The sequence below is a fragment of the Microbacterium sufflavum genome, from assembly GCF_023101165.1.
GTDB lineage: Bacteria > Actinomycetota > Actinomycetes > Actinomycetales > Microbacteriaceae > Microbacterium > Microbacterium sufflavum.
The window spans coordinates 2790421-2810739 of the sequence record NZ_CP078076.1; the positions used below are offsets into that span (position 1 = coordinate 2790421).

Here is a 20319-nt window from a genome sequence, read left to right on the forward strand (position 1 = left end):
AGTTAATCCTCGCTAACCTGAATCATCGGGTTAGTGAACACTAACCGAGAATGCGTGCACCGCGCCAGGGCAGTCCGTGGCGCGGTCGTGGGTCGAGGAGGACATCACGATGCCGGCAACCCAGGAAGATCTGGCGCACGAGCTGCGTGCTCGGATCGCGACCGCCGCCCTCGGCGGTCCGGAGGCGTCGCGCGAACGTCATGTCGCGCGCGGCAAGCTGCTTCCGCGCGACCGAGTCGCGCGGGTGCTCGACGAGGGCAGCCCCTTCATGGAGATCGCTCCGCTGGCGGCGGACGGCCTGTACGGGGGAGAGGCGCCGGGGGCCGGCGTCATCGCGGGTATCGGACTCGTGCACGGCCGCCACGTCATGGTCGTCTGCAACGACGCGACCGTGAAGGGCGGCACCTACTACCCGCTCACGGTCAAGAAGCACCTGCGGGCACAGGAGATCGCGCTCGAGAACCGCCTCCCGTGCCTGTATCTCGTCGACTCGGGCGGGGCGTTCCTGCCGCGACAGGACGAGGTCTTCCCCGATCGCGACCACTTCGGGCGCATCTTCTTCCACCAGGCGCGCCTCTCGGCCGCGGGTGTTCCGCAGCTCGCCGCCGTGCTCGGGTCGTGCACCGCCGGGGGAGCGTACGTCCCGGCGATGAGCGACGAGACGGTGATCGTGCGCGATCAGGGCACCATCTTCCTGGGCGGACCTCCGCTCGTGAAAGCCGCGATCGGCGAGGTCGTCTCCGCGGAGGAGCTCGGGGGTGGAGCGCTCCACGCGAAGCGCAGCGGCGTCGTCGACCACCTCGCGGAAGATGACGAGCACGCACTGGAGATCCTGCGGGACATCGTCGCGACGCTTCCCGCGCCCGCCCCGCCCGCCTGGGAGGTCGTCGAGAGCAGACCGCCGTCCGAGACGGGCTCACTGTACGACGTGGTCCCGGTGGACGTGAACGCGTCCTACGACGTGCACGTCGTGATCGACCGGCTCGTCGACGGCGATAGCTTTCGGGAGTTCAAGGCCGAATACGGCACCACCCTCGTCACCGGCTTCGCGCGCCTCCACGGACACCCGGTCGGCATCGTCGCGAACAACGGCGTGCTGTTCAGCGAGTCGGCGCTCAAGGGCGCCCACTTCATCGAGCTGTGCGACCAGCGCGGCATCCCGCTGCTGTTCCTGCAGAACATCACCGGCTTCATGGTCGGGTCGGACGCGGAGGCCGGAGGGATCGCGAAGGACGGGGCCAAGATGGTCACCGCGGTCGCGACCACCCGTGTCCCGAAGCTCACCGTGATCATCGGCGGGTCGTTCGGGGCGGGCAACTACTCGATGTGCGGACGCGCCTACTCCCCGCGGTTCCTGTGGACGTGGCCGGCGAGCCGCATCTCGGTCATGGGCGGTGCTCAGGCCGCATCCGTCCTGGCCACGGTGAAGGAAGACCAGTTGGCCGCGCGCGGTGAGACCTGGGCGCCCGACGACCGTGCGGCGTTCGAGGAGCCGATCCGCGAGCAGTACGAGCGGCAGGGCGAGCCGTACTACGCCACGGCGCGCCTGTGGGACGACGGCATCGTCGACCCCGCGCAGACCCGCGACCTGCTCGGGCTGGCGCTCGATGTCGTCTCCCGCACCCCGCTGCCCGAACCGCGCTTCGGCGTCTTCCGGATGTGAGCCCCATGTCTTCGTCACCCTCTCTCTCGTTCACCACCGTCCTCGTCGCGAACCGCGGCGAGATCGCCCGACGCATCATCCGCACGCTCCGCGCTCTGGGTATCCGCAGTGTCGCGGTCTACAGCGATGCCGACGCGGGGGCACCCCATGTGCGCGAGGCCGACGTGGCGGTCCGCATCGGGCCGGCTCCGGCGGCCGAGTCCTATCTCGACATCGATGCCGTCGTCGCGGCCGCGCGGGCCACCGGCGCGCAGGCGATCCACCCCGGCTACGGCTTCCTGTCCGAGAGCGTCGGGCTGGCGGAGGCGTGCGCCGAGAGCGGAATCGTGTTCGTCGGCCCCTCCGTGACGGCGCTGCAGGTCATGGGCGACAAGGCCAGGGCGCGGGAGCACGTCGCGCGGAGCGGGGTGCCGGTCGTGCCGGGGTTCGACGCACGTGGGCTGTCCGACGCGGAGATCGAGGAGGAGGCGGACGCGGTTGGGTTCCCCCTCCTGGTGAAGCCGAGCGCGGGCGGAGGCGGCAAGGGCATGGAGGTCGTCGCGGACGCGGCCGCACTGCGCCCCGCCCTGTCCTCCGCGCGACGGGTCGCCGCCGCGGCCTTCGGCGACGACGCGCTCATCCTCGAACGGCTCATCGCCCGGCCGCGGCACATCGAGGTGCAGGTCTTCGGCGATGCACACGGCCGGGTGGTGGCGCTGGGCGAGCGCGAGTGCACGCTGCAGCGACGGCATCAGAAGGTCATCGAGGAGGCGCCGTCGGCCGGCATCCCCGAGGACACGCGCGACCGGCTCCGGACGGCGGCGGTGCGCGCAGCGGAGAGCGTCGCCTACGTCGGGGCCGGCACCGTGGAGTTCCTGGTCGATGCGGACGCCCCGGAGAACGTGTTCTTCATCGAGATGAACACGCGCCTCCAGGTCGAGCACCCGGTGACGGAGGAGGTGACAGGGCTCGACCTCGTGGCGCTGCAGCTGCAGGTCGCCGACGGTCGTCCCCTCGAGGTCGAGCCACGCGGGCGGGGTCATGCCGTCGAGGCGCGCGTGTACGCCGAGGCTCCGGAGCGCGGCTTCCTGCCGTCCACCGGGACCGTGCTGCTGTTCGAGGCCCCGGACGGGGTCCGGGTCGACGCGGCTGTCGAGACGGGCAGCGTGGTGACGGGCTACTACGATCCGATGATCGCGAAGGTGATCGCTCACGCCGACGACCGGGCGACCGCCCTCCGCCGCCTGGACGACGCCCTGGCGCGCACCGTGGTGCTGGGGGTCGACACGAACATCGGGTTCCTGAGGCGGCTGCTGCACGACGAGCGTGTCGTCGCGGGCGACCTCGACACGGGGCTGATCGAGACGCTGCTCCCGCTGGAGCCGAGCCGACCCTCCGCATCGCAGCTCGCCGCTGCAGCCGCCGCTCTCCAGCCCGTCGGGGCATCGCCGCGAGCCGCCGACCCGCTGTGGGGACGACTCGCCGGGTGGCGGCTCGGCGCCGATCCCGCTCCGGTCGCGCCCCTCACCGTGCTCACCGATGACGACGCGGTGGTCGAGCTGCACGACGCCGATCCCGGACGTTCGACGGTGCGCGCGGCCGTGGATGCCGACGGGGCGGTGTGGGTCGTCGAAGACGGGGCCACCATGAGGCTTCTGCCCGTGGATCGGCGCGCGCGCCTCCAGCGTCGGCTGGCCGCGACCGGCGACGGTGGTCGCGCGAGCGAGCCGGAGGGACGAGCCCCGATGCCGGGGAGCGTGGTGGCCGTGCACGTCGCGGACGGCGCGGTCGTCGCGGCCGGCGAGCCGCTCGTCGCGATCGAGGCCATGAAGATGGAGCACCAGGTGCTCGCCCCGCACGACGGGGTGGTGCACCTGTTGGTCGCGACCGGCGACCAGGTACGGCGCGACCAACCGGTCGCCCGGGTGACGACGATGGAGGACGACCGATGATCGAGAGCCTGACCGACGAGGAGCGCGAGCTCGCGGGGATGGTGCGGGAGTTCGCCGACACCGTGGTCGCCCCGCAGTCCTACGAGGCCGACCGCACGCACACGCTCTCGATGGACGTGGTTGCGCAGATGGGCGAGCTCGGGCTGTTCGGCCTTCCCTTCCCCGAGGAGTACGGGGGACAGGGCGGCGACTATATGGCGCTCGGCATCGCGATCGAGGCGCTGGGCCGGGTCGACCAGTCGATCGCGATCACGTTGGAGGCGGGGGTCAGCCTGGGCGCGATGCCGATCTACCGGTTCGGCTCGGACGAGCAGAAGCGCGAACTGCTGCCTGACCTGCTCGCCGGACGCGCTCTCGCCGGGTTCGGGCTGACGGAGCCGGAGGCGGGAAGCGACGCCGGCGCCACGCGAACCACCGCACGGCTCGACGGCGACGACTGGGTGATCGACGGGTCCAAGCAGTTCATCACCAACTCCGGCACGCCGATCACGCGCTTCGTGACGGTGACCGCCGTGACCGGCGCGACCGAGGGACGCAAGGAGATCTCGACGATCATCGTGCCCAACGGCACCCCGGGGTTCACGGTCGAGCCGCCCTACGACAAGGTCGGCTGGAACGCCTCGGACACCCACCCGCTCACGTTCGACGGGGCGAGGGTGCCCGCCGGCAACCTGCTGGGGGCGCGTGGCAGCGGGTTCCGCAACTTCCTGAGCATCCTCGACGAGGGTCGCATCGCGATCGCCGCCCTCTCCACCGGTGCGGCCGAGGGGTGCCTGGAGGCGGCGGTCGCCTACGCGAAGAGTCGCACGATCTTCGGCAGCGCGCTCAGCACCCGGCAGAACGCCCAGTTCACGCTCGCCCGCATGCGTGCGCGTGTGCACACCGCGCGACTCGCGTGGCACCATGCCGCCCGGTTGCGCGACGCGGGCTCCCCGTTCGCGGAGGCCGCGGCCATCGCGAAGCTCGTGGCGGGAGAGGCCGCGATGGACAACGCGCGGGATGCGACGCAGATCTTCGGCGGCAACGGCTTCATGAACGAGTTCCCCGTGGCACGCCACTACCGCGACTCCAAGATCCTCGAGATCGGCGAGGGCACGACGGAGGTCCAGCTGCTGGTGATCGCCAGGGCCCTGGGGCTCGCCGGGTAGCGTGGAGGGATGAGCATGCGCGACATCGAGCAGCGCGGACTGTACTTCGAGGAGTTCGACACGGGCGTGCGGTACCTGCATCGACCGGGGCGCACGGCGACCGAGGCCGACAACGTGCTCTTCACGACGCTCACCATGAACACGCAGGCGCTGCACCTCGACGCCGCCTTCGCCGACGCCAGCGAGCCGTTCCACGCGCGACTGATCAACTCGATGTGGACCCTGTCCACGATGGTCGGGACCTCGGTGGCGCAGCTCACGCAGGGCACGCTCGTGGCGCAGCTCGGCATGGGCGACATCGCGTTCCCGCACCCGCTGTTCGCGGGCGACACCCTCACCACGGAGACCGTCGTGGAGGAGAAGCGCCTGTCATCCTCCCGCCCGGGGACGGGGGTCGTGCGACTCGCGCACACGGGGCGGAACCAGGACGGCACCGTGGTCGCCACGGCCACGCGCACGGTACTGGTCCGCTGCCGCCCGGAGGCGTCCGCATGAGCTTCGACCTCGGCCCCGCGCTGCTGTTCTGCCCGGCGGATCGCCCGGAGCGCTTCGCGAAGGCGGTCGACCGCGCCGACGCGGTCATCCTCGACCTGGAGGACGCGGTGCTTCCGGCGGCGAAGGCCGAGGCCAGAGCGAACGTGCGATCGGCCGCGCTCGACCCGGCGCGCGTGATCGTGCGGGTGAACGCGCCGAGCTCCGCCGAGTTCGACGCCGACCTCGCGGCCCTGGCGGAGACGGGCTTCCGGACGGTCATGGTCGCGAAGAGCGAGAGCGCGTCCGATCTCGACCGTCTCGGCGACGCGTACGACCTGATCGCGCTGTGCGAGACGGCGCGCGGTGTCCACGCGGCGCCCGACATCGCGGCGCACCCGCGGGTGGTCGCCCTGATGTGGGGAGCGGAGGATCTGGTCGCCTCACTCGGCGGCACGTCCTCGCGGACCGCGGCCGGCCTCTACCGCGACGTCGCCCGCTACGCCCGCTCGCGCGTGCTGCTGGAGGCGGGCGCGCACGGCAAGGCAGCCATCGATGCCGTGCACGTCGACATCGGCGACCTGGAAGGGCTGCAGCAGGAGGCCACCGACGCTGCGGCATCCGGCTTCCGCGCCACGGCGTGCATCCACCCGAGCCAGGTGTCCATCGTGCGAGAGGCCTACCGCCCAGACGCCGAGACCGTCGCGTGGGCGAGGGCCGTGCTGGAGGCAGCCGCCACGGAGCGCGGTGTCTTCCGGTTCGACGGTCGCATGGTCGACGAGCCCGTGCTCCGGCACGCGCGCTTCGTGGTCTCCCGCGCCCGCTGAGGCCGCGTCATCCACCGCGTGACCGGAGTGCCGGGGCGTCAGAGCACGGGCGACTCGTCGAGCAGTCGCAGGTACCCCGGTGCCGCGACGAAGCGGTGCGCCGAGCCGTTGCCCAGAACGGTGCCCTCGCGGGGGAGCGTGCCGCCGGAGACGTGATCGATCACGGCGCGGATCACTCCGCCGTGCGTGACCACGAGCACCGACTCCGCCTGCGGGGCCGAACGCCGTCGCGCCTCCCTGGCGATGCGGTGCAGGGCCGCGATCGCCCTCACCCCGACGTCGGGCAGCGACTCGGCGCCGGGAACTTCCGCGTGCCAGTCGCCGTACGTCGAGATGTAGTCGGGGACCAGGAGTCCCTCGCCCTCGCCGAACTCCCGCTCGCGCAGGTCGGGGACGACACCGGCGATGTCGAGCCCGAGACGGTGCGCGATGATCTCCGCGGTCTCCCTGGCGCGGGAGAGCGGGCTCGTGTACACGGCGTGGTGCGCGGTCCCGGCGAGCTTCTCCGCGGCCCAGCGTGCGTCCTCGCGCCCGGTGTCGTTGAGGGGGATGTCCGTGGAGCCCTGGATGCGCCTCGCGAGGTTCCAGTCGGTCTGTCCGTGGCGGATGAGGGTGAGGTGGGTCACTGCAGCAGCTCCTGGAGGGCGGGAAGGACGTCGCTGGTGCCTGCGGCGAGCGTGGCGTCCGCCCAGGCGTCGGCGCGTGTCGGTTCGCGGTTGACGATGATGAGCGGGATCCCCCGGCGTCGGGCGCGGTCGACGAGCCGCACGCCGGAGTTGACGACCAGGGACGAGCCAGCGACGATCAGGGCCGTGCTGGAGCGCAGCAGGGATTCGGCCGCGCGGAATCGGTCCTGGGGCACGTACTCGCCGAAGAACACCACGTCGGGCTTGAGCATCCCGCCGCACACCGTGCACGCGGGGATCACGAAGCCGTCCGTGCTCTCGGGCAGCACATCGCCATCCGGTGCGAGGGCCACGTTCTCGGGCACGGTGATCCAGGGGTTGAGCTCCTCGATCTGCACGGCGATGTCGCGTCGGTCGAACACCTGTCCGCAGTGCAGGCACAGGACGCGGCGCATGGTGCCGTGGACCTCGATCACGTGCGAGCTGCCGGCCCGCAGGTGCAGGCCGTCGACGTTCTGGGTGATGACACCGGACACGGTCCCGGCGGTTTCCATCGCAGCGACGGCCAGGTGTCCCGGGTTGGGGGCGGCCTGTGCGAACGCGCGCCAGCCGAGGTGCCCGCCCACCCAGTACCGCCGTCGGGCGGCCTCGTCACCGAGGTACGTCTGGATCGTCATGGGGTCGCTGCGCGTGCGCGCGCCTTCGCCGCGATAGGCGGGGATGCCCGAGTCGGTCGAGATCCCGGCTCCGGTGAGGAAGGCGATGCGCCGGCCGCGGAGCAGGTCGGCGACCCTGCCGAGGGTGGCCGATGACTCGGCGGTGTTCGACGCGCTCACAGGACCTCCCCGTGCGAGTCTACGGCGCGGCGACGGGGCCGGTCTCGCGCTGGCAGAGTGGAGGGATGCACCTGATGTCCGTGACCGACCTCGACGACCCGCGGCTCGACGACTACCGCGGGTTGACGGATACGGCGCTGCGGGCCGTCACCGAGCCGGCCGAGGGGCTCTACATCGCGGAGACGACGACGGTGATCGAGCGCGCGGTGGCGGCCGGTCACCGCCCGCGCTCCGTGCTCGTCGCCGAACGTCGGGTCGAGGAGATGGCGCGTGTGCTCGGAGAGCTGCCGGTCCCGGTGCTGGTCGTTTCCGACGAACTGGCCGAACGCGTCACGGGCTACGCCGTGCACCGCGGAGCCCTCGCGTCGATGCAGCGCCCCGCCCTCGCCCCGGTCGCCGACGTGATCCGCGGGGCCCGGCTGGTGCTGGTGCTGGAGGGGTTGGGTGACCATGCGAACGTGGGCGCCGCGTTCCGGGCGGCCGCCGGGCTGGGGGCCGACGCGGTGCTGGTCTCGGCGCGCTGTGCCGATCCGCTGTACCGCCGGAGCGTGCGGGTGAGCATGGGAACGGTGTTCCAGGTGCCGTGGACCCGCATGGCCGACCTGGGTGCGGGGATGCGCGACCTCACCGCGCAGGGGTTCGACGTCGCCGCTCTCGCCCTCGACGACGGCGCGGTACCGCTGGATGTCTACGCTGCGGAGCGCCCGGAGCGGGTCGCCCTGCTGATGGGCTCGGAGGGGGACGGTCTGTCGCGGGAGGCGCTGGCAGCGGCAGACACCGTGGTGACGATCCCCATGTCGGGCGGCGTCGACTCGCTCAACGTCGCCTCCGCCGCTGCCGTCGCGCTGTGGGCGCTGCAGAACTGACCGATCAGTCGCGGCCGGGGAGGATCACCGGTCCGGGCTCCGGCCGCTTGGCGGCGATGTTGTCGCCCGAGGACTGATGCCGCAGCCGCCGCAGCACCCACGGCACGAGGTGCTCCCGCGCCCAGCCCAGGTCTTCGGCCCTGGCCGCCCGCCACGTACGGAGGGGGAGCGGCTCGGGCTGCATGGCCTCCAGATCGTTCGGGACGTTGAGGGCGCGCAGCACCATGCGGGCCACCTCGTGATGCCCGAGCGCGTTGTAGTGCAGACGGTCGTCGTCGAAGAATCGCGCGTCCTGCACGACCTTGAGCGCCCACTGGTCGGCGACGATGCAGTCGTGCCGCTCCGCGATCGCGCGCACGTTCTCGTTGTAGATCGCGACCTTGCCGCGGAAGGGTCGGAACACCGGGGTGAACCCGGTGTCGATCCCGGTGAACAGGATGACGGCGGCGCCCGTGGACGACAGGCGCGACACGGCGTCCTCGAGCTGGGCGGCGATCGCGTCCGGGTCGGTGCCGGGGCGGATGACGTCGTTGCCACCCGCGCAGATCGAGATCAGGTCGGGTCGCAGCGCCACGGCCGGCTCCACCTGGTCGGCGACGATCTGGGCGATGAGCTTGCCGCGCACGGCGAGGTTGGCGTACGCGAAGTCGTCGACCTGCTGTGCGAGGACCTCGGCGACGCGGTCGGCCCAGCCGCGGTGGGCGCCGGGGTTCACGGGGTCGGGGTCGCCGATGCCCTCGGTGAAGGAGTCGCCGATGGCGACGAACCGTCGCCACGGATGCGGAGTCTCGTTCGGGACGTAGGGGCTCCTGGTCGATTCCTGGTCGCTCATCCAGCTCTCCTTCGCGGGGGCTTGCGGGCGGCGGTCGGCCGCTGCGCAGTGACCGAGCCTACCCGTCGGGGGTTCCGCGGGGGCGGACGCGCGCGGCGATCGCGGCGGATGCCGTGGTGTCCCCGGCAGCGATTATCGTGGAGTCGATGCTCTCTCCCTCCTTTCCTCAGCGCGCCCCGTGGGGAACGGCGAGCAAGCTGCGCGCGTGGCAGCAGGAGGCCCTCGACGCCTACTTCCAGGCCGACCAGCGCGACTTCCTCGTCGCTGCGACCCCGGGCGCCGGCAAGACCACGTTCGCGCTGACGCTCGCGGTGGAGCTCATGCGGATGGGCGAGGTCGACCGGGTGATCGTGGTGGCCCCGACGGAGCACCTGAAGACGCAGTGGGCCGATGCGGCGGCTCGGGTGCACATCCGGCTCGACCCGCGGTTCCGCAACAGCCACTGGGCCCCCGCGCGGCACTATCACGGCGTCGTCGTCACGTATGCGCAGGTCGCCGCGAAGTCGTCGATCCATCGCCACCTCACGGAAGACGCGAAGACCCTGGTCATTCTCGACGAGGTGCACCACGGCGGCGACGCGCTGAGCTGGGGCGATGCGATCCGCGACGCGTACGGCCCGGCGAAGCGGCGGCTGCTGCTCTCGGGTACCCCGTTCCGCAGCGACACCGCGCCGATCCCGTTCGTGGAGTACCTGCCCGACGAGACGGGTGCCCGCGTGTCCAGCACCGACTACGCGTACGGCTATGGGCGTGCTCTCGCCGACGGCGTCGTCCGTCCGGTCCTGTTCCACATGTACGCGGGCAAGATGCGCTGGCGCACGAGCGCGGGCGACGAGCTGGAGACCCATCTCGGTCAGGACAACACGAAAGACGTCACGTCGCAGGCATGGCGCACGGCCCTCGACCCCGAGGGCGACTGGATGCCGGCCGTGCTCTCCGCCGCCGACCGTCGCCTCACCGAGATCCGCCATCACGTGCCGGACGCGGGCGGGCTCGTGCTGGCGACCGATCAGACCGTGGCCAGGGCGTACGCGAAGATCCTCCACAGCATCACGCGCGAGCAGCCCACGATCGTGCTGTCCGACGATGCCACGGCGTCGGAGCGCATCGAGAAGTTCTCCGCCGGCACCCAGCGCTGGATGGTCGCCGTGCGCATGGTGTCCGAGGGCGTGGACGTGCCGCGGCTCGCGGTGGGCGTGTACGCCACCTCGTCGTCGACCCCGCTGTTCTTCGCGCAGGCGATCGGCCGGTTCGTGCGGGCCCGACGCCGGGGCGAGGCGGCGAGCGTGTTCCTGCCCCACGTGCCCGTGCTGATGAAGCTCGCGAACGAGATGGAGAAGCAGCGCGATCACGCGCTCGACCGCGGCTCGAAAGACGAGGACGGTCTCGACGACTCGCTCCTGGAGAGTGCGAACCGCGAGGAGGAGACCTCCGACGCACTCACCCAGGAGTTCAGCTACCAGGCCATCTCGTCCGTCGCGCACTTCGATCGCGTCGTGTTCGAGGGCAAGGAGTTCGGTCAGCTCGCGGAGCCGAACACGCCGGAGGAGGAGGAGTTCATCGGCTTCCCCGGTCTGCTCGAGCCCGAGCACGTGCACGAGCTCCTGATGCAGCGCCAGGCGCGGCAGTCCCGGCACCGGGAGGTGCGCGAGGCCGCGGAGCCGGCGACGGCCACCACGACGCTTCCCGCGCCGCTCCACCGCACCCTCCGCGAGCAGAGGCAGCTGCTGAACAGCCTGGTCGGGTTGTACGCGCGCCAGTCGGGACAACCGCACGGCGCCGTGCACGCCGAGCTCCGGCGCATCTGCGGGGGGCCGGCGGTCGCGCAGGCCACGGTCACTCAGCTGCAGTCGCGCATCGAGGTCCTCCGCAAGCGCGTCCGCTCCTGACCGGGATCACCACCGCGTCTGCTTCGGATCCCCGAAATGCTGGCAATCGGTGCCAGGACGCGGTTGCGCGCTCCGCTCGCGGATAGCGTGGAACGGTTGCCCGCGCATCGGGCACGCTGATTCCTGGAGGACCCATGACTGCCCCTGCCGCCGCGGATTCGACGGCCTCTGACCGCCGCCGATGGGCCCGCTACCTCGTGGAGGAGCGCGCCGAGGGAGCCGTGTACAGCCGCCTCGCCGCCCGTCGGACGGGGGAGGAGCGCGCGATCCTGCTGGGACTGGCCGAGGCCGAACGCCGGCACGAGAAGCACTGGCTCGATCTGCTCGGCGGTGAACCGCGGCGGCTTCCGAGGGCGGGCCTGCGCTCGCGTCTTCTCGGCTGGATGGCGGGACGGTTCGGGTCGATCTTCGTCCTCGCGCTGGCGCAGAGTGCCGAGGCTCGGTCGCCGTACGATGCCGAGCGCTGGGCGACCCCTGCGATGCGCGCTGACGAGAAGGTCCACCACGAGGTCGTGCGCGGCCTGGCGGCGCGCGGACGGCGACGGCTTTCCGGCTCCTTCCGTGCGGCGGTGTTCGGCGCCAACGACGGTCTCGTGAGCAATCTCGCCCTCGTGCTCGGCATCGGGGCGACCGGGGTGAGCTCGGGCTTCGTCCTGTTCAGCGGGATCGCCGGCCTGCTGGCCGGGGCGCTGTCGATGGGTGCGGGCGAGTTCGTGTCGGTGCGGTCGCAGCGCGAGCTGCTCGCGGCGACGGAGGCCAATGAGGACGCCGCGGCCGCCGCCGCCGACCTCGACATCGACGAGAACGAACTGGCCCTCGTGTACCGCGCCCGCGGGATGGATCAGACGGAGTCGCTCGCCCGGGCTCGTCGGATCGTGTCGGCCGCCCAGGAGGGCGTGCGTCGGGCGGCCACGGGTCCGGTCGCGGTCCAGGGGGCCGACGACCACGAGATCGTCGGCAGCGACTGGACGGCGGCCATCTCGAGCTTCCTGCTGTTCGCGTCCGGAGCGATCGTGCCCGTCCTCCCGTGGATCTTCGGGCTCGAGGGGCCGACGGCGATCATCGTCGCCCTCGTCCTGGTCGGCGTCGCGCTGCTGAGCACGGGAGCCATGGTCGGGGTGCTGTCGGGCGGGCCGCCCCTGCGCCGCGCCCTGCGTCAGCTCGCGATCGGCTTCGGAGCCGCGGCGATCACCTATGCGCTGGGCCTGCTGTTCGGCGTGGGTGCCGTCTGACGGCGAGGCGGTACGACAAAGGCCCCGGATCCGTGGGGATCCGGGGCCTTCGTGTCTGTGCGCGGAGGGGGACTTGAACCCCCACGCCCTATCGGGCACTAGCACCTCAAGCTAGCGCGTCTACCATTCCGCCACCCGCGCAGGTGTGGGATGTGTCGTTGCCGACCGAAGAATGACATTAGCACGTTCTGAAGGGGCGATCGAACTGGGCGCGACGCCCGGGCGTGGCTCGCTGTTTCGATAGCCTGGGACGCATGACCGAACCCTCGCTGCCCGAGGTCGCGCGCGTCGCGAGCGACCTCATCCGCTTCGACACATCCAACTACGGAGGCGGAAACGCGAAGGGGGAGCGGGAGGCCGCGGAGTACGTCGGCGCCTTTCTGGAGGCGCTCGGGCTGCCGGTCGAGTACTACGAGCCGGTGCCGCGACGCACGAACGTCATGGCGAGGGTGCGGGGACGCGATGCGAGCAAGCCCGCCCTCGTGGTCCACGGTCACCTCGACGTCGTACCGGCGGTCGCCGAGGACTGGAGCGTCGATCCGTTCGCCGGGATCGTGCGCGACGGCATGCTGTGGGGCCGAGGCGCGGTCGACATGAAGAACATGGACGCGATGATCCTCACGTCGGTCGCCGACATCCTCCGCGCGGGGGAGCAGCCGGAGCGCGATCTCGTGCTCGCGTTCTTCGCCGACGAGGAGAACGGTGGTGTCGAGGGGTCGGCGCTCGTGGTCAAGGATCGCCCGGAGTGGTTCGCCGGGGCGACCGACGCGATCAGCGAGGTGGGCGGGTACTCCATCTCGGTCGACGATCGCCGGGCCTATCTCCTGCAGGTGGGCGAGAAGGCGCTGATCTGGATCCGGCTGGTCGCCACCGGTCGCGCGGGCCACGGCAGTCGTCTGCATGAGGAGAACGCGGTGACCAGGCTCGCCGAGGCCGTCGCCGCGATCGGCCGCACGCGCTGGCCCATCCGACTGACGCCCACCACGACGGCGCTCCTGGAGGGCCTCAGCGCGCTCAGCGGGCGCAGCGTCGACGACCCGGACGCGCTGGCGGCGGCCGCGGGCCCGGCGGAGGCGTTCCTGCGCTCCACGTTCCGCACCACCACAAATCCCACCGTGCTCGCCGCGGGATACAAGCACAACGTGATCCCCGAGCGTGCGGAGGCGCTGATCGACGTGCGCGTGATCCCCGGCACCGAGGACGACGTGCTCGCCGAGCTCCAGCAGATCGTGGGCGACGACATCCGCATCGAGACGGTGGTGCGGGACATCGGCATGGAGACGGCGTTCTCCGGCGACCTGGTCGACGCGATGGTCGCGGCTCTCGGACGCCACGATCCGGGCGTTCCCGTCATCCCCTACCTGCTCGGCGCCGGGACCGACAACAAAGCGCTGGCGGCTCTCGGCATCACCGGGTACGGCTTCGCACCGCTGCGACTGCCCGCCGACCTGGATTTCACGGGCATGTTCCATGGAGTCGACGAGCGGGTGCCCGTAGACTCTCTTGTCTTCGGTCAGCGGGTGCTGACCGATCTGCTGCGCACGTACTGAGTGACGCTCGCGCCCTCCGTGCCCTCCCGAGATCTGAAGGCCCTGCCATGCATCTGTTCGAAGCGCTCATCCTGGGGATCGTCCAGGGACTGACCGAGTTCCTCCCGATCTCATCGAGTGCGCATCTGCGCATCCTCGGGACCTTCCTGCCGTCGGGGGAGGACCCGGGTGCGGCGTTCACCGCCATCACGCAGATCGGCACCGAGGCCGCCGTCGTCGTGTTCTTCTGGCGCGACATCGTCCGCATCGTGTCCCAGTGGTTCCGCTCGCTCACCGGCGCGGTGCCGCGCAACGACCCGGATGCGCGCATGGGGTGGCTGATCATCATCGGCAGCGTTCCGATCGTCGTGCTCGGTCTGCTGTTCCAGGACCAGATCGAGACGGTGTTCCGTTCGCTGTGGCTCGTGGCGATCATGCTCATCCTGTTCGGCATCCTGCTCGGAATCGCCGACTACGTGGGCGCCAAGCGGCGCAAGCTCGGAGATCTGACGTATCCGCACGGCATCGCGTTCGGTTTCGCGCAGGCTCTCGCGCTGATCCCCGGCGTCTCGCGGTCGGGCGGCACGATCACGATGGGGCTGTTCCTGGGCTACGAGAGGGCGGCTGCTGCGCGCTATGCCTTCCTGCTCGCGATCCCCGCCGTCTTCGGCAGCGGCTTCTACCAGGTGTTCAAGAGCTGGGGCGAGCCGTCGTTCTTCTCCTTCGGCGACACGCTCGCGGCCACCGGTGTCGCCTTCGTGGTGGCGCTCGGAGTGATCGCGTTCTTCATGAGCTGGATCTCGAAGCGCAGCTTCCTGCCGTTCGTGATCTACCGCATCCTGCTCGGCACCGTGCTGCTCGTGCTGCTGGGTATGGGCGTCATCCCCGCCTGAGCGCGGCGCGTCACCGTCAGCGCTTGCGGTCGCCCGGACCGTCGTCGCGGCGGCGCAGGTAGCGTTCGAACGCCTGGGCGATCGCGTCGCCGGAGGCATCGGGCGAGTCCCAGGTGTCGCGCGTGCGTTCCAGCTGACGGATGTACTCGGCCATCTCCTCGTCCTCGGATGCCGCAGCGTCGATCGACGCCTCCCATGCGGCTGCCTCGGTGCGCAGGTGCCGGCGGTCGACGTCGACACCGGTGAGCTCCTCGAGTCGGTCGAGGAGGGCGAGCGTCACCTTCGGCGAGGGGGCGGCAGAGGCGACGTAGTGGGGCACGCTGGCCCAGAGGCTGACCGAGGGGATACCGGCGTTCTCCGCGAAGTGCTCGAACACCGTGAGGATGCCGACGGGACCTTCGTACACCGATCGCTCGAGGCCGTGCGCCTCACGCACCTGGTCGTTCTGGCTCGAGGCGAAGATCGAGATGGGTCGGGTGTGCGGCACGTCCGACAGCATCGCGCCGAGGGTCACGAAACCGGTGACGTCGTCGCGCAGCGCGACGTCGATGAACTCCGAGGCGAACGCCTGCCAGGTGCGGGCGGGCTCGGCGCCGGTGAGCAGCCAGAACTCCGGGCCGGGCCCGGGGTTCCGCGGACGCCAGAGCCCGGCCTCCGGCCAGGTGAGCTGACGGCGCCCCTCCGCATCCATGCGAGTGGCGGGACGCGTGTACTGGTAGTCGAAGTACAGCTCGGGGTCGACGGAATGCACGAGGTCGTAGTCGCCGGACGACTGCAGCGCCGCGATCGCGCCGCTGGCCGCTTCGCCCGCATCGTTCCAGCCGTCGAACGCGGCGATGACGATGCGGGGACCGAGGACATCCACCATGTGCTCCCATCGGGTTCGCGGTTCCGGTCACCCCAGGCTAGCCCGCGACGGCGGGATGTGGGCCGCGCCCGGCTAGCATGGGTTCAGTGAGCAGCAAGCCCCGCGCGGTCCTCTGGGACATGGATGGAACACTCGTCGACACCGAGCCCTACTGGATGGCGGCCGAGACCGCGCTGGTCGAGTCGTTCGGAGGGACCTGGACGCACGAAGACGCCCTGCGGCTCGTCGGCAGCGGGCTCCTCGACAGTGCGATCATCCTGCAGGACGCGGGCGTCGACATGGAGCCGGAGGCGATCGTCTCGCACCTCACCGACGCCGTGCAGCAGGCGTTGCGCACGCAGGGGGTGCCGTTCCGCCCCGGGGCTCGCGAGCTGCTGCGCGACCTGCGCGCCGCCGACATCCGCACGGGCCTGGTCACGATGTCGCTGCGCCGGATGGCCCTGGACGTGGTGGACCTGATCGACTTCGAGGCCTTCGACGTCGTCGTCGCCGGCGACGACGTGGACAATCCCAAGCCCCACCCTGAGCCGTATCTGCAGGCCGCTGCGCTGCTGGATGTCGACATCGCGGAGGTCGTGGTGATCGAGGACTCCCCGACGGGGCTGCGAGCGGGTCTCGCGTCGGGGGCGCTCACGCTGGGTGTGCCGCACATCGTGCCGCTCGACGGCCTCGGCGCCCACCAACTCTGGCCCACATTGCACCTCCGCGGTGCCGCGGACATCGCCGAGCTGTTCGGCGCGCACACGACCACGGAGGCGACCCGATGACGGCGACCCAGCGACCGAGCGGTCCGTTCCGCGAGGGCGACCGCGTTCAGCTCACCGGCCCGAAGGGGCGCCTGCACACGGTCACGCTGCGCGAGGACGGCGAGCTGCATACGCACCACGGCGTGCTGCGGCACCGCGACCTGATCGGGCTTCCTGACGGCTCCGTCGTGGCGAACAGCTCCGGGCACGAGTATCTGGCCCTGCGCCCCCTGCTGCGCGACTTCGCGATGTCGATGCCGCGCGGTGCGGCGATCGTCTACCCGAAGGATGCAGCGCAGATCGTGATGCAGGCGGACGTCTTCCCCGGGGCGACGGTGGTCGAGGCGGGCGTCGGCTCCGGCGCGCTGTCCCTGTCGCTGTTGCGCGCGATCGGACCCGCCGGGACCCTGATCTCGTTCGAGCGGCGCGAGGAGTTCGCCGACGTGGCCCGCAGCAATGTGGAGACGTTCTTCGGCGAGACCCCCGACACCTGGCGAGTGGTGGTGGGCGATCTCGTCGAGGTCCTGCCCGCCGAGGTCGAGGCCGGTTCCGTCGACCGGGTCGTCCTCGACATGCTCGCTCCGTGGGAGTGCATCGACGCGGTGGCCGACGCGCTCACACCGGGCGGCGTGGTGCTCTGCTACATCGCGACCGCGACCCAGCTCTCGAGGGTTGCGGAGTACATCCGCGGAACCGGTCTGTTCACCGATCCCGATGCGTCGGAGACCATGGTGCGCGGTTGGCACGTCGAGGGGCTCGCGGTGCGACCGGATCACCGGATGGTGGCGCACACCGGCTTCCTCCTCACGGCCCGCCGGCTCGCGCCCGGCGCGGTCGCGCCGTCGGTCAAGCGGCGCGCGTCGAAGAGCAGCTACAGCGACGCCGACGTCGAGCTGTGGACGCCGGGGGCCGTCGGCGACCGCGAGATCACGGACAAGAACCTCCGCAAGCGGGCTCGCGAGGCGGGAAAGGCCGCCGAAGGCGCGCGCCAGGCCGCCGCGTCGCGCGAATCCGGGCAGTCGACGGAATAGACTGGAGCGCGTGCGTAAAACGTCCGCCGTTCTGGCCACCCTCAGTCTCGCCGCCCTCGCTCTGACCGGGTGCAGCGTGACCGCGTCTTCCGCCGACGCCTCGTGCGATCGCACGGGCCACGCGAACGGCATCGGCGACGCCGTGACTGTCGACGGAGAGGTCGGCTCCACGCCCGACGTCGACATCTTCAGTCCCCTCCGCCTGACCCAGACGTCGTTCACCGACGCGGTGACCGGAGACGGCCGTCGCATCGTCGACGACGCGCAGCCGATCATCGTGCAGCTCTCGATCTACAGCGGCGAGACGGGTGAGAAGGTGTTCGCCACGTCCTACGACAGCGACAGCACGCGCGCGTCCAGCATCGATTCGTGGGCCTCGCAGGCGCCCGGCCTTGCCGACGTCCTCGAGTGCGCGACCGCCGGAAGCCGCGTCGTGGCGGGGCTCACGCCCGACGACTTCGGTGCCGCGAATCTCAAGGGCTTCGGCATGGCGGAAGACGACGTCGCCGTCTTCGTGGTCGACGTCGTTGATGCGTTCCACCCGCGCGCCGAGGGCTCGCTGCAGTTCAACGACGCGCAGGGCATGCCGACCGTGGTCCGTGCTCCCGACGGCACTCCCGGCGTGATCATCCCGGACAGCGCCGCACCGAAGAAGCAGGTCGTGCAGACGCTCATCCTCGGTGACGGAGAGAAGGTCACGAAGGACGACTCTCCGCTCGTTCACTTCACGGCCGTGGGCTGGGACGACAAGAAGGTCATCCAGAGCTCCTGGGGCCAGCAGGCCGTCGACCAGATGGCGCAGATCGCACCCCCCGTGGCTGAGGCCCTGGTGGGGCACCCGGTCGGCTCGCAGGTGCTCGTCGTGCTCCCGAAGACCGAGAACTCCGTCGCGATGGCCGTCGTGGTGGACATCCTCGGCATCGCCCCCTCAGCCGCTCCGTGATGGCCGCCCGGATCCCTGCCGAAGAGCGCCTGACGAACCTCGTCGTGGCGCTGATGGCGACGGAGATCGGGCTGACGAAGCAGCAGATCCTCGACAACGTCTCGGGGTATCGGCAGCGGGCGGACGCGGGTACGCGCTCCGATGCCCTGGAGAAGATGTTCGAGCGCGATAAGGACGAGCTCCGGTCGCTCGGCGTGCCGATCGAGACGATCGGCGATGCTGCCGACCCGAACGATCTCCGGGAGGCGCGGTACCGCATCCCCCAAGCGGAGTACGACCTGCCGAGCGACATCGAGTTCACCGCGGCGGAGCTCGCGGTGCTGCGCCTGGCGGGAAGCGTGTGGAGTGCGGAGTCGGTCTCGGGCGACGCCCAGTCGGGCGTGCGCAAGATCCGCGCTCTCGGTATCGACGGCGATGAGCCGATCATCGGCTTCGCTCCGCGCATCACCGCGCGGGACGCGGCCTTCTCTCCGCTGCAGGACGCGATCGAGCGCAGCCGTGTGGTGTCGTTCGACTATCTGAAGCCCGGAGAGGATGCGCCGCGTCGTCGCCGCGTCCGGCCGCTGGCACTGGTGGACTATGAGGCGCGCTGGCACGTCTACGGGGTCGATGTGGATGTGGAGGAGGACCGCACCTTCCTGCTGAGCCGCATCGTGGGCGACGTGGCGGTGAGCGCGACGTCGTTCGACCCCGCCCTGCGCGAGGGAGCGGGGGAGCGCGCGCTGAGCGGACTCGAGCAGGTCGCGGCGGCGAACTCCGCGCTTCTGGAGGTGACTCCGGGCACCGAGGCCGCGCTGAGGCTCGGACGACGCGCGACCGCGGCCGCGCAGGGCATCCGCGTGCCATTCGTGGACCTGCACATCCTCGCCGACGAGCTGGCCTCGTACGGTCCCGAGGTACGGGTGGTCGAGCCTGCCCCGCTGCGCGACGCCGTGGTCGCCCGGTTGTCCGCTGTCGTGGATGCGCACACCGACACGGGGGCACGCGCATGAGCCCGCAGCAGAAGCCGCTCCTTGCCGCTGATCGCGTACGCCTGTACCTGACACTCGTTCCCTACCTGCTCGAGCACGGGCAGGTATCTCTCGCGGAGGCCGCGGAGGAGTTCGGCGTCACGCCGCGCGAGATGCGCGCGATGGTCGAGAAGCTCACCGTGATCGGATTGCCGGGCGAGGCCGGATTCTGGCAGCAGCCTCAGGAGATGTTCGACATCAACTGGGACCTGCTCGAGCTGGAGGACGTCATCGAGATCACGAACGACGTCGCGCTGCGCCGGGTTCCGCGGTTCACCGCCCGGGAGGCCGCCGCGCTCCTGGCCGGGCTGCAGATGGTGGCGGCCGTTCCGGCGGTCTCCGACTCGGGTCTCGTCGCCGGTCTGATCTCGAAGCTCTCCCGCGGTGCGGCCGATGCCCCCGCCGATGTCGTCGTGGCGCCGAGCGCCGTCGACGAGGTCCGTTCCGTGGTGTCGCGCGGGCTGCAGCAGGGCGTCGCCGTCTCGTTCACCTACCAGGCGCCTGACTCGGCTCCGACCACGCGCACCGTCGATCCCGTCCAGATCCTGATCACGAACGGGCAGTGGTACCTGCAGGGATGGTGCCACATGCGCGAAGCGATGCGTACCTTTCACCTGGATCGGGTGAGCGAGCCGACGCTGACCGACATCCCCAGTACCCACGGCGGTGACCAGGTTCCCGAGGCGTTCGCCGGCCTGGAGGACGAAGGCGAGGTCACGGTGCGCGTGCCGGAGCGGCTCGCCCCGCTGCTCAGCGGGTTCCTGCCGGCGGAAGCGATGGAGCCCGCGAACGGCGTCGTGACGGCCCGTCTGCATCTGGCGGACCCGCGCGGCATCAAGCGCCTCGCGGCCAGGTTCGGCGGAGCGATGGAAGTCCGGGAGCCGGGAGTCGCTCGGTCGGCGACGCGTGAGTGGGCGGAGGCGGGACTCGCGCTGTACCACCAGCCCGATACGCAGGATTGATCTGTAGACTGGGGAC

At 71.0% G+C, this 20319-nt stretch carries 19 protein-coding genes and 1 tRNA gene; 15 read left to right on the forward strand and 5 right to left on the reverse strand.

The window, feature by feature from the left end; all coding sequences use genetic code 11:
• Positions 1 to 109: 109 nt before the first annotated feature.
• From KV394_RS13540 to KV394_RS13560, 5 genes are read left to right on the forward strand one after another with little or no spacing between them, the layout of a single operon-like run.
• On the forward strand, positions 110 to 1663 hold the full coding sequence (locus KV394_RS13540) for a carboxyl transferase domain-containing protein (RefSeq protein WP_247981660.1): 1554 nt from the start codon (positions 110 to 112) through the stop codon (positions 1661 to 1663).
• Positions 1664 to 1668: 5 nt separating this feature from the next.
• Positions 1669 to 3594, forward strand: coding sequence for an acetyl/propionyl/methylcrotonyl-CoA carboxylase subunit alpha (locus tag KV394_RS13545; protein ID WP_247981661.1), 1926 nt, complete (start codon positions 1669 to 1671; stop codon positions 3592 to 3594).
• The gene (locus KV394_RS13550; RefSeq protein WP_136045242.1) at positions 3591 to 4742 is read left to right on the forward strand and encodes an acyl-CoA dehydrogenase family protein; all 1152 of its coding nucleotides are present in this window, start codon (positions 3591 to 3593) and stop codon (positions 4740 to 4742) included. The genes KV394_RS13545 and KV394_RS13550 overlap by 4 nt, the downstream gene beginning before the upstream one ends.
• 9 nt (positions 4743 to 4751) lie before the next feature.
• Positions 4752 to 5237, forward strand: coding sequence for a MaoC family dehydratase (locus tag KV394_RS13555; RefSeq protein WP_136045241.1), 486 nt, complete (start codon positions 4752 to 4754; stop codon positions 5235 to 5237).
• The gene (locus KV394_RS13560) at positions 5234 to 6040 is read left to right on the forward strand and encodes an HpcH/HpaI aldolase/citrate lyase family protein (RefSeq protein WP_247981662.1); all 807 of its coding nucleotides are present in this window, start codon (positions 5234 to 5236) and stop codon (positions 6038 to 6040) included. Before KV394_RS13555 ends, KV394_RS13560 begins: the two co-directional genes overlap by 4 nt.
• Before the next feature lie 38 nt (positions 6041 to 6078).
• Here KV394_RS13560 and KV394_RS13565 read toward each other — a convergent pair whose 3' ends face one another.
• Together KV394_RS13565 and KV394_RS13570 are read right to left on the reverse strand one after the other, a co-directional pair.
• Entirely contained in the window at positions 6079 to 6666 is a 588-nt protein-coding gene (locus tag KV394_RS13565; protein ID WP_247981663.1) for a histidine phosphatase family protein, read from the reverse strand.
• Positions 6663 to 7502, reverse strand: a complete 840-nt coding sequence (locus KV394_RS13570; RefSeq protein ID WP_136032333.1) for a Sir2 family NAD-dependent protein deacetylase — start codon at positions 7500 to 7502, stop codon at positions 6663 to 6665. Before KV394_RS13570 ends, KV394_RS13565 begins: the two co-directional genes overlap by 4 nt.
• 65 nt (positions 7503 to 7567) lie before the next feature.
• On the opposite strand from KV394_RS13570, the gene KV394_RS13575 reads away from it, so the two are divergent.
• Positions 7568 to 8368, forward strand: a complete 801-nt coding sequence (locus KV394_RS13575; protein ID WP_247981664.1) for a TrmH family RNA methyltransferase — start codon at positions 7568 to 7570, stop codon at positions 8366 to 8368.
• 4 nt (positions 8369 to 8372) lie between these two features.
• On the opposite strand, the gene KV394_RS13580 is transcribed toward KV394_RS13575, so the two are convergent.
• Complete coding sequence (locus KV394_RS13580; RefSeq protein ID WP_136032337.1) at positions 8373 to 9200, reverse strand: SGNH/GDSL hydrolase family protein; 828 nt, start codon at positions 9198 to 9200, stop codon at positions 8373 to 8375.
• A 146-nt stretch (positions 9201 to 9346) separates the two neighbouring features.
• On the opposite strand from KV394_RS13580, the gene KV394_RS13585 reads away from it, so the two are divergent.
• Together KV394_RS13585 and KV394_RS13590 are read left to right on the forward strand one after the other, a co-directional pair.
• Complete coding sequence (locus tag KV394_RS13585) at positions 9347 to 11089, forward strand: DEAD/DEAH box helicase (RefSeq protein ID WP_136032340.1); 1743 nt, start codon at positions 9347 to 9349, stop codon at positions 11087 to 11089.
• A 134-nt stretch (positions 11090 to 11223) separates the two neighbouring features.
• A complete protein-coding gene (locus KV394_RS13590; RefSeq protein WP_136045237.1) occupies positions 11224 to 12321 on the forward strand; it encodes a VIT1/CCC1 transporter family protein in 1098 nt (365 codons plus the stop codon).
• A gap of 58 nt (positions 12322 to 12379) precedes the next feature.
• On the opposite strand, the gene KV394_RS13595 is transcribed toward KV394_RS13590, so the two are convergent.
• Positions 12380 to 12462 (reverse strand) — tRNA-Leu (locus KV394_RS13595).
• A 113-nt stretch (positions 12463 to 12575) separates the two neighbouring features.
• On the opposite strand from KV394_RS13595, the gene KV394_RS13600 reads away from it, so the two are divergent.
• A complete protein-coding gene (locus KV394_RS13600) occupies positions 12576 to 13871 on the forward strand; it encodes a M20/M25/M40 family metallo-hydrolase (RefSeq protein ID WP_247981665.1) in 1296 nt (431 codons plus the stop codon).
• A gap of 47 nt (positions 13872 to 13918) precedes the next feature.
• Entirely contained in the window at positions 13919 to 14743 is an 825-nt protein-coding gene (locus KV394_RS13605; RefSeq protein ID WP_136032346.1) for an undecaprenyl-diphosphate phosphatase, read from the forward strand.
• Between the two features lie 16 nt (positions 14744 to 14759).
• Here KV394_RS13605 and KV394_RS13610 read toward each other — a convergent pair whose 3' ends face one another.
• Positions 14760 to 15608, reverse strand: coding sequence for a PAC2 family protein (locus tag KV394_RS13610; RefSeq protein WP_136032441.1), 849 nt, complete (start codon positions 15606 to 15608; stop codon positions 14760 to 14762).
• Between the two features lie 89 nt (positions 15609 to 15697).
• Between KV394_RS13610 and KV394_RS13615 the strand changes: the two genes are divergently transcribed.
• From KV394_RS13615 to KV394_RS13635, 5 genes are read left to right on the forward strand one after another with little or no spacing between them, the layout of a single operon-like run.
• Positions 15698 to 16378, forward strand: coding sequence for an HAD family hydrolase (locus KV394_RS13615; protein WP_206251255.1), 681 nt, complete (start codon positions 15698 to 15700; stop codon positions 16376 to 16378).
• The gene (locus KV394_RS13620; RefSeq protein ID WP_247981666.1) at positions 16375 to 17388 is read left to right on the forward strand and encodes a tRNA (adenine-N1)-methyltransferase; all 1014 of its coding nucleotides are present in this window, start codon (positions 16375 to 16377) and stop codon (positions 17386 to 17388) included. The genes KV394_RS13615 and KV394_RS13620 overlap by 4 nt, the downstream gene beginning before the upstream one ends.
• A 10-nt stretch (positions 17389 to 17398) precedes the next feature.
• Positions 17399 to 18331 carry an FKBP-type peptidyl-prolyl cis-trans isomerase gene (locus tag KV394_RS13625; protein WP_247981667.1) on the forward strand — a complete coding sequence of 311 codons (933 nt, stop codon included), beginning with the start codon at positions 17399 to 17401 and terminating at the stop codon, positions 18329 to 18331.
• The gene (locus KV394_RS13630; RefSeq protein WP_136037354.1) at positions 18331 to 19323 is read left to right on the forward strand and encodes a helix-turn-helix transcriptional regulator; all 993 of its coding nucleotides are present in this window, start codon (positions 18331 to 18333) and stop codon (positions 19321 to 19323) included. The genes KV394_RS13625 and KV394_RS13630 overlap by 1 nt, the downstream gene beginning before the upstream one ends.
• On the forward strand, positions 19320 to 20303 hold the full coding sequence (locus tag KV394_RS13635; RefSeq protein ID WP_136045232.1) for a helix-turn-helix transcriptional regulator: 984 nt from the start codon (positions 19320 to 19322) through the stop codon (positions 20301 to 20303). The genes KV394_RS13630 and KV394_RS13635 overlap by 4 nt, the downstream gene beginning before the upstream one ends.
• The last annotated feature ends 16 nt before the right edge of the window (positions 20304 to 20319 follow it).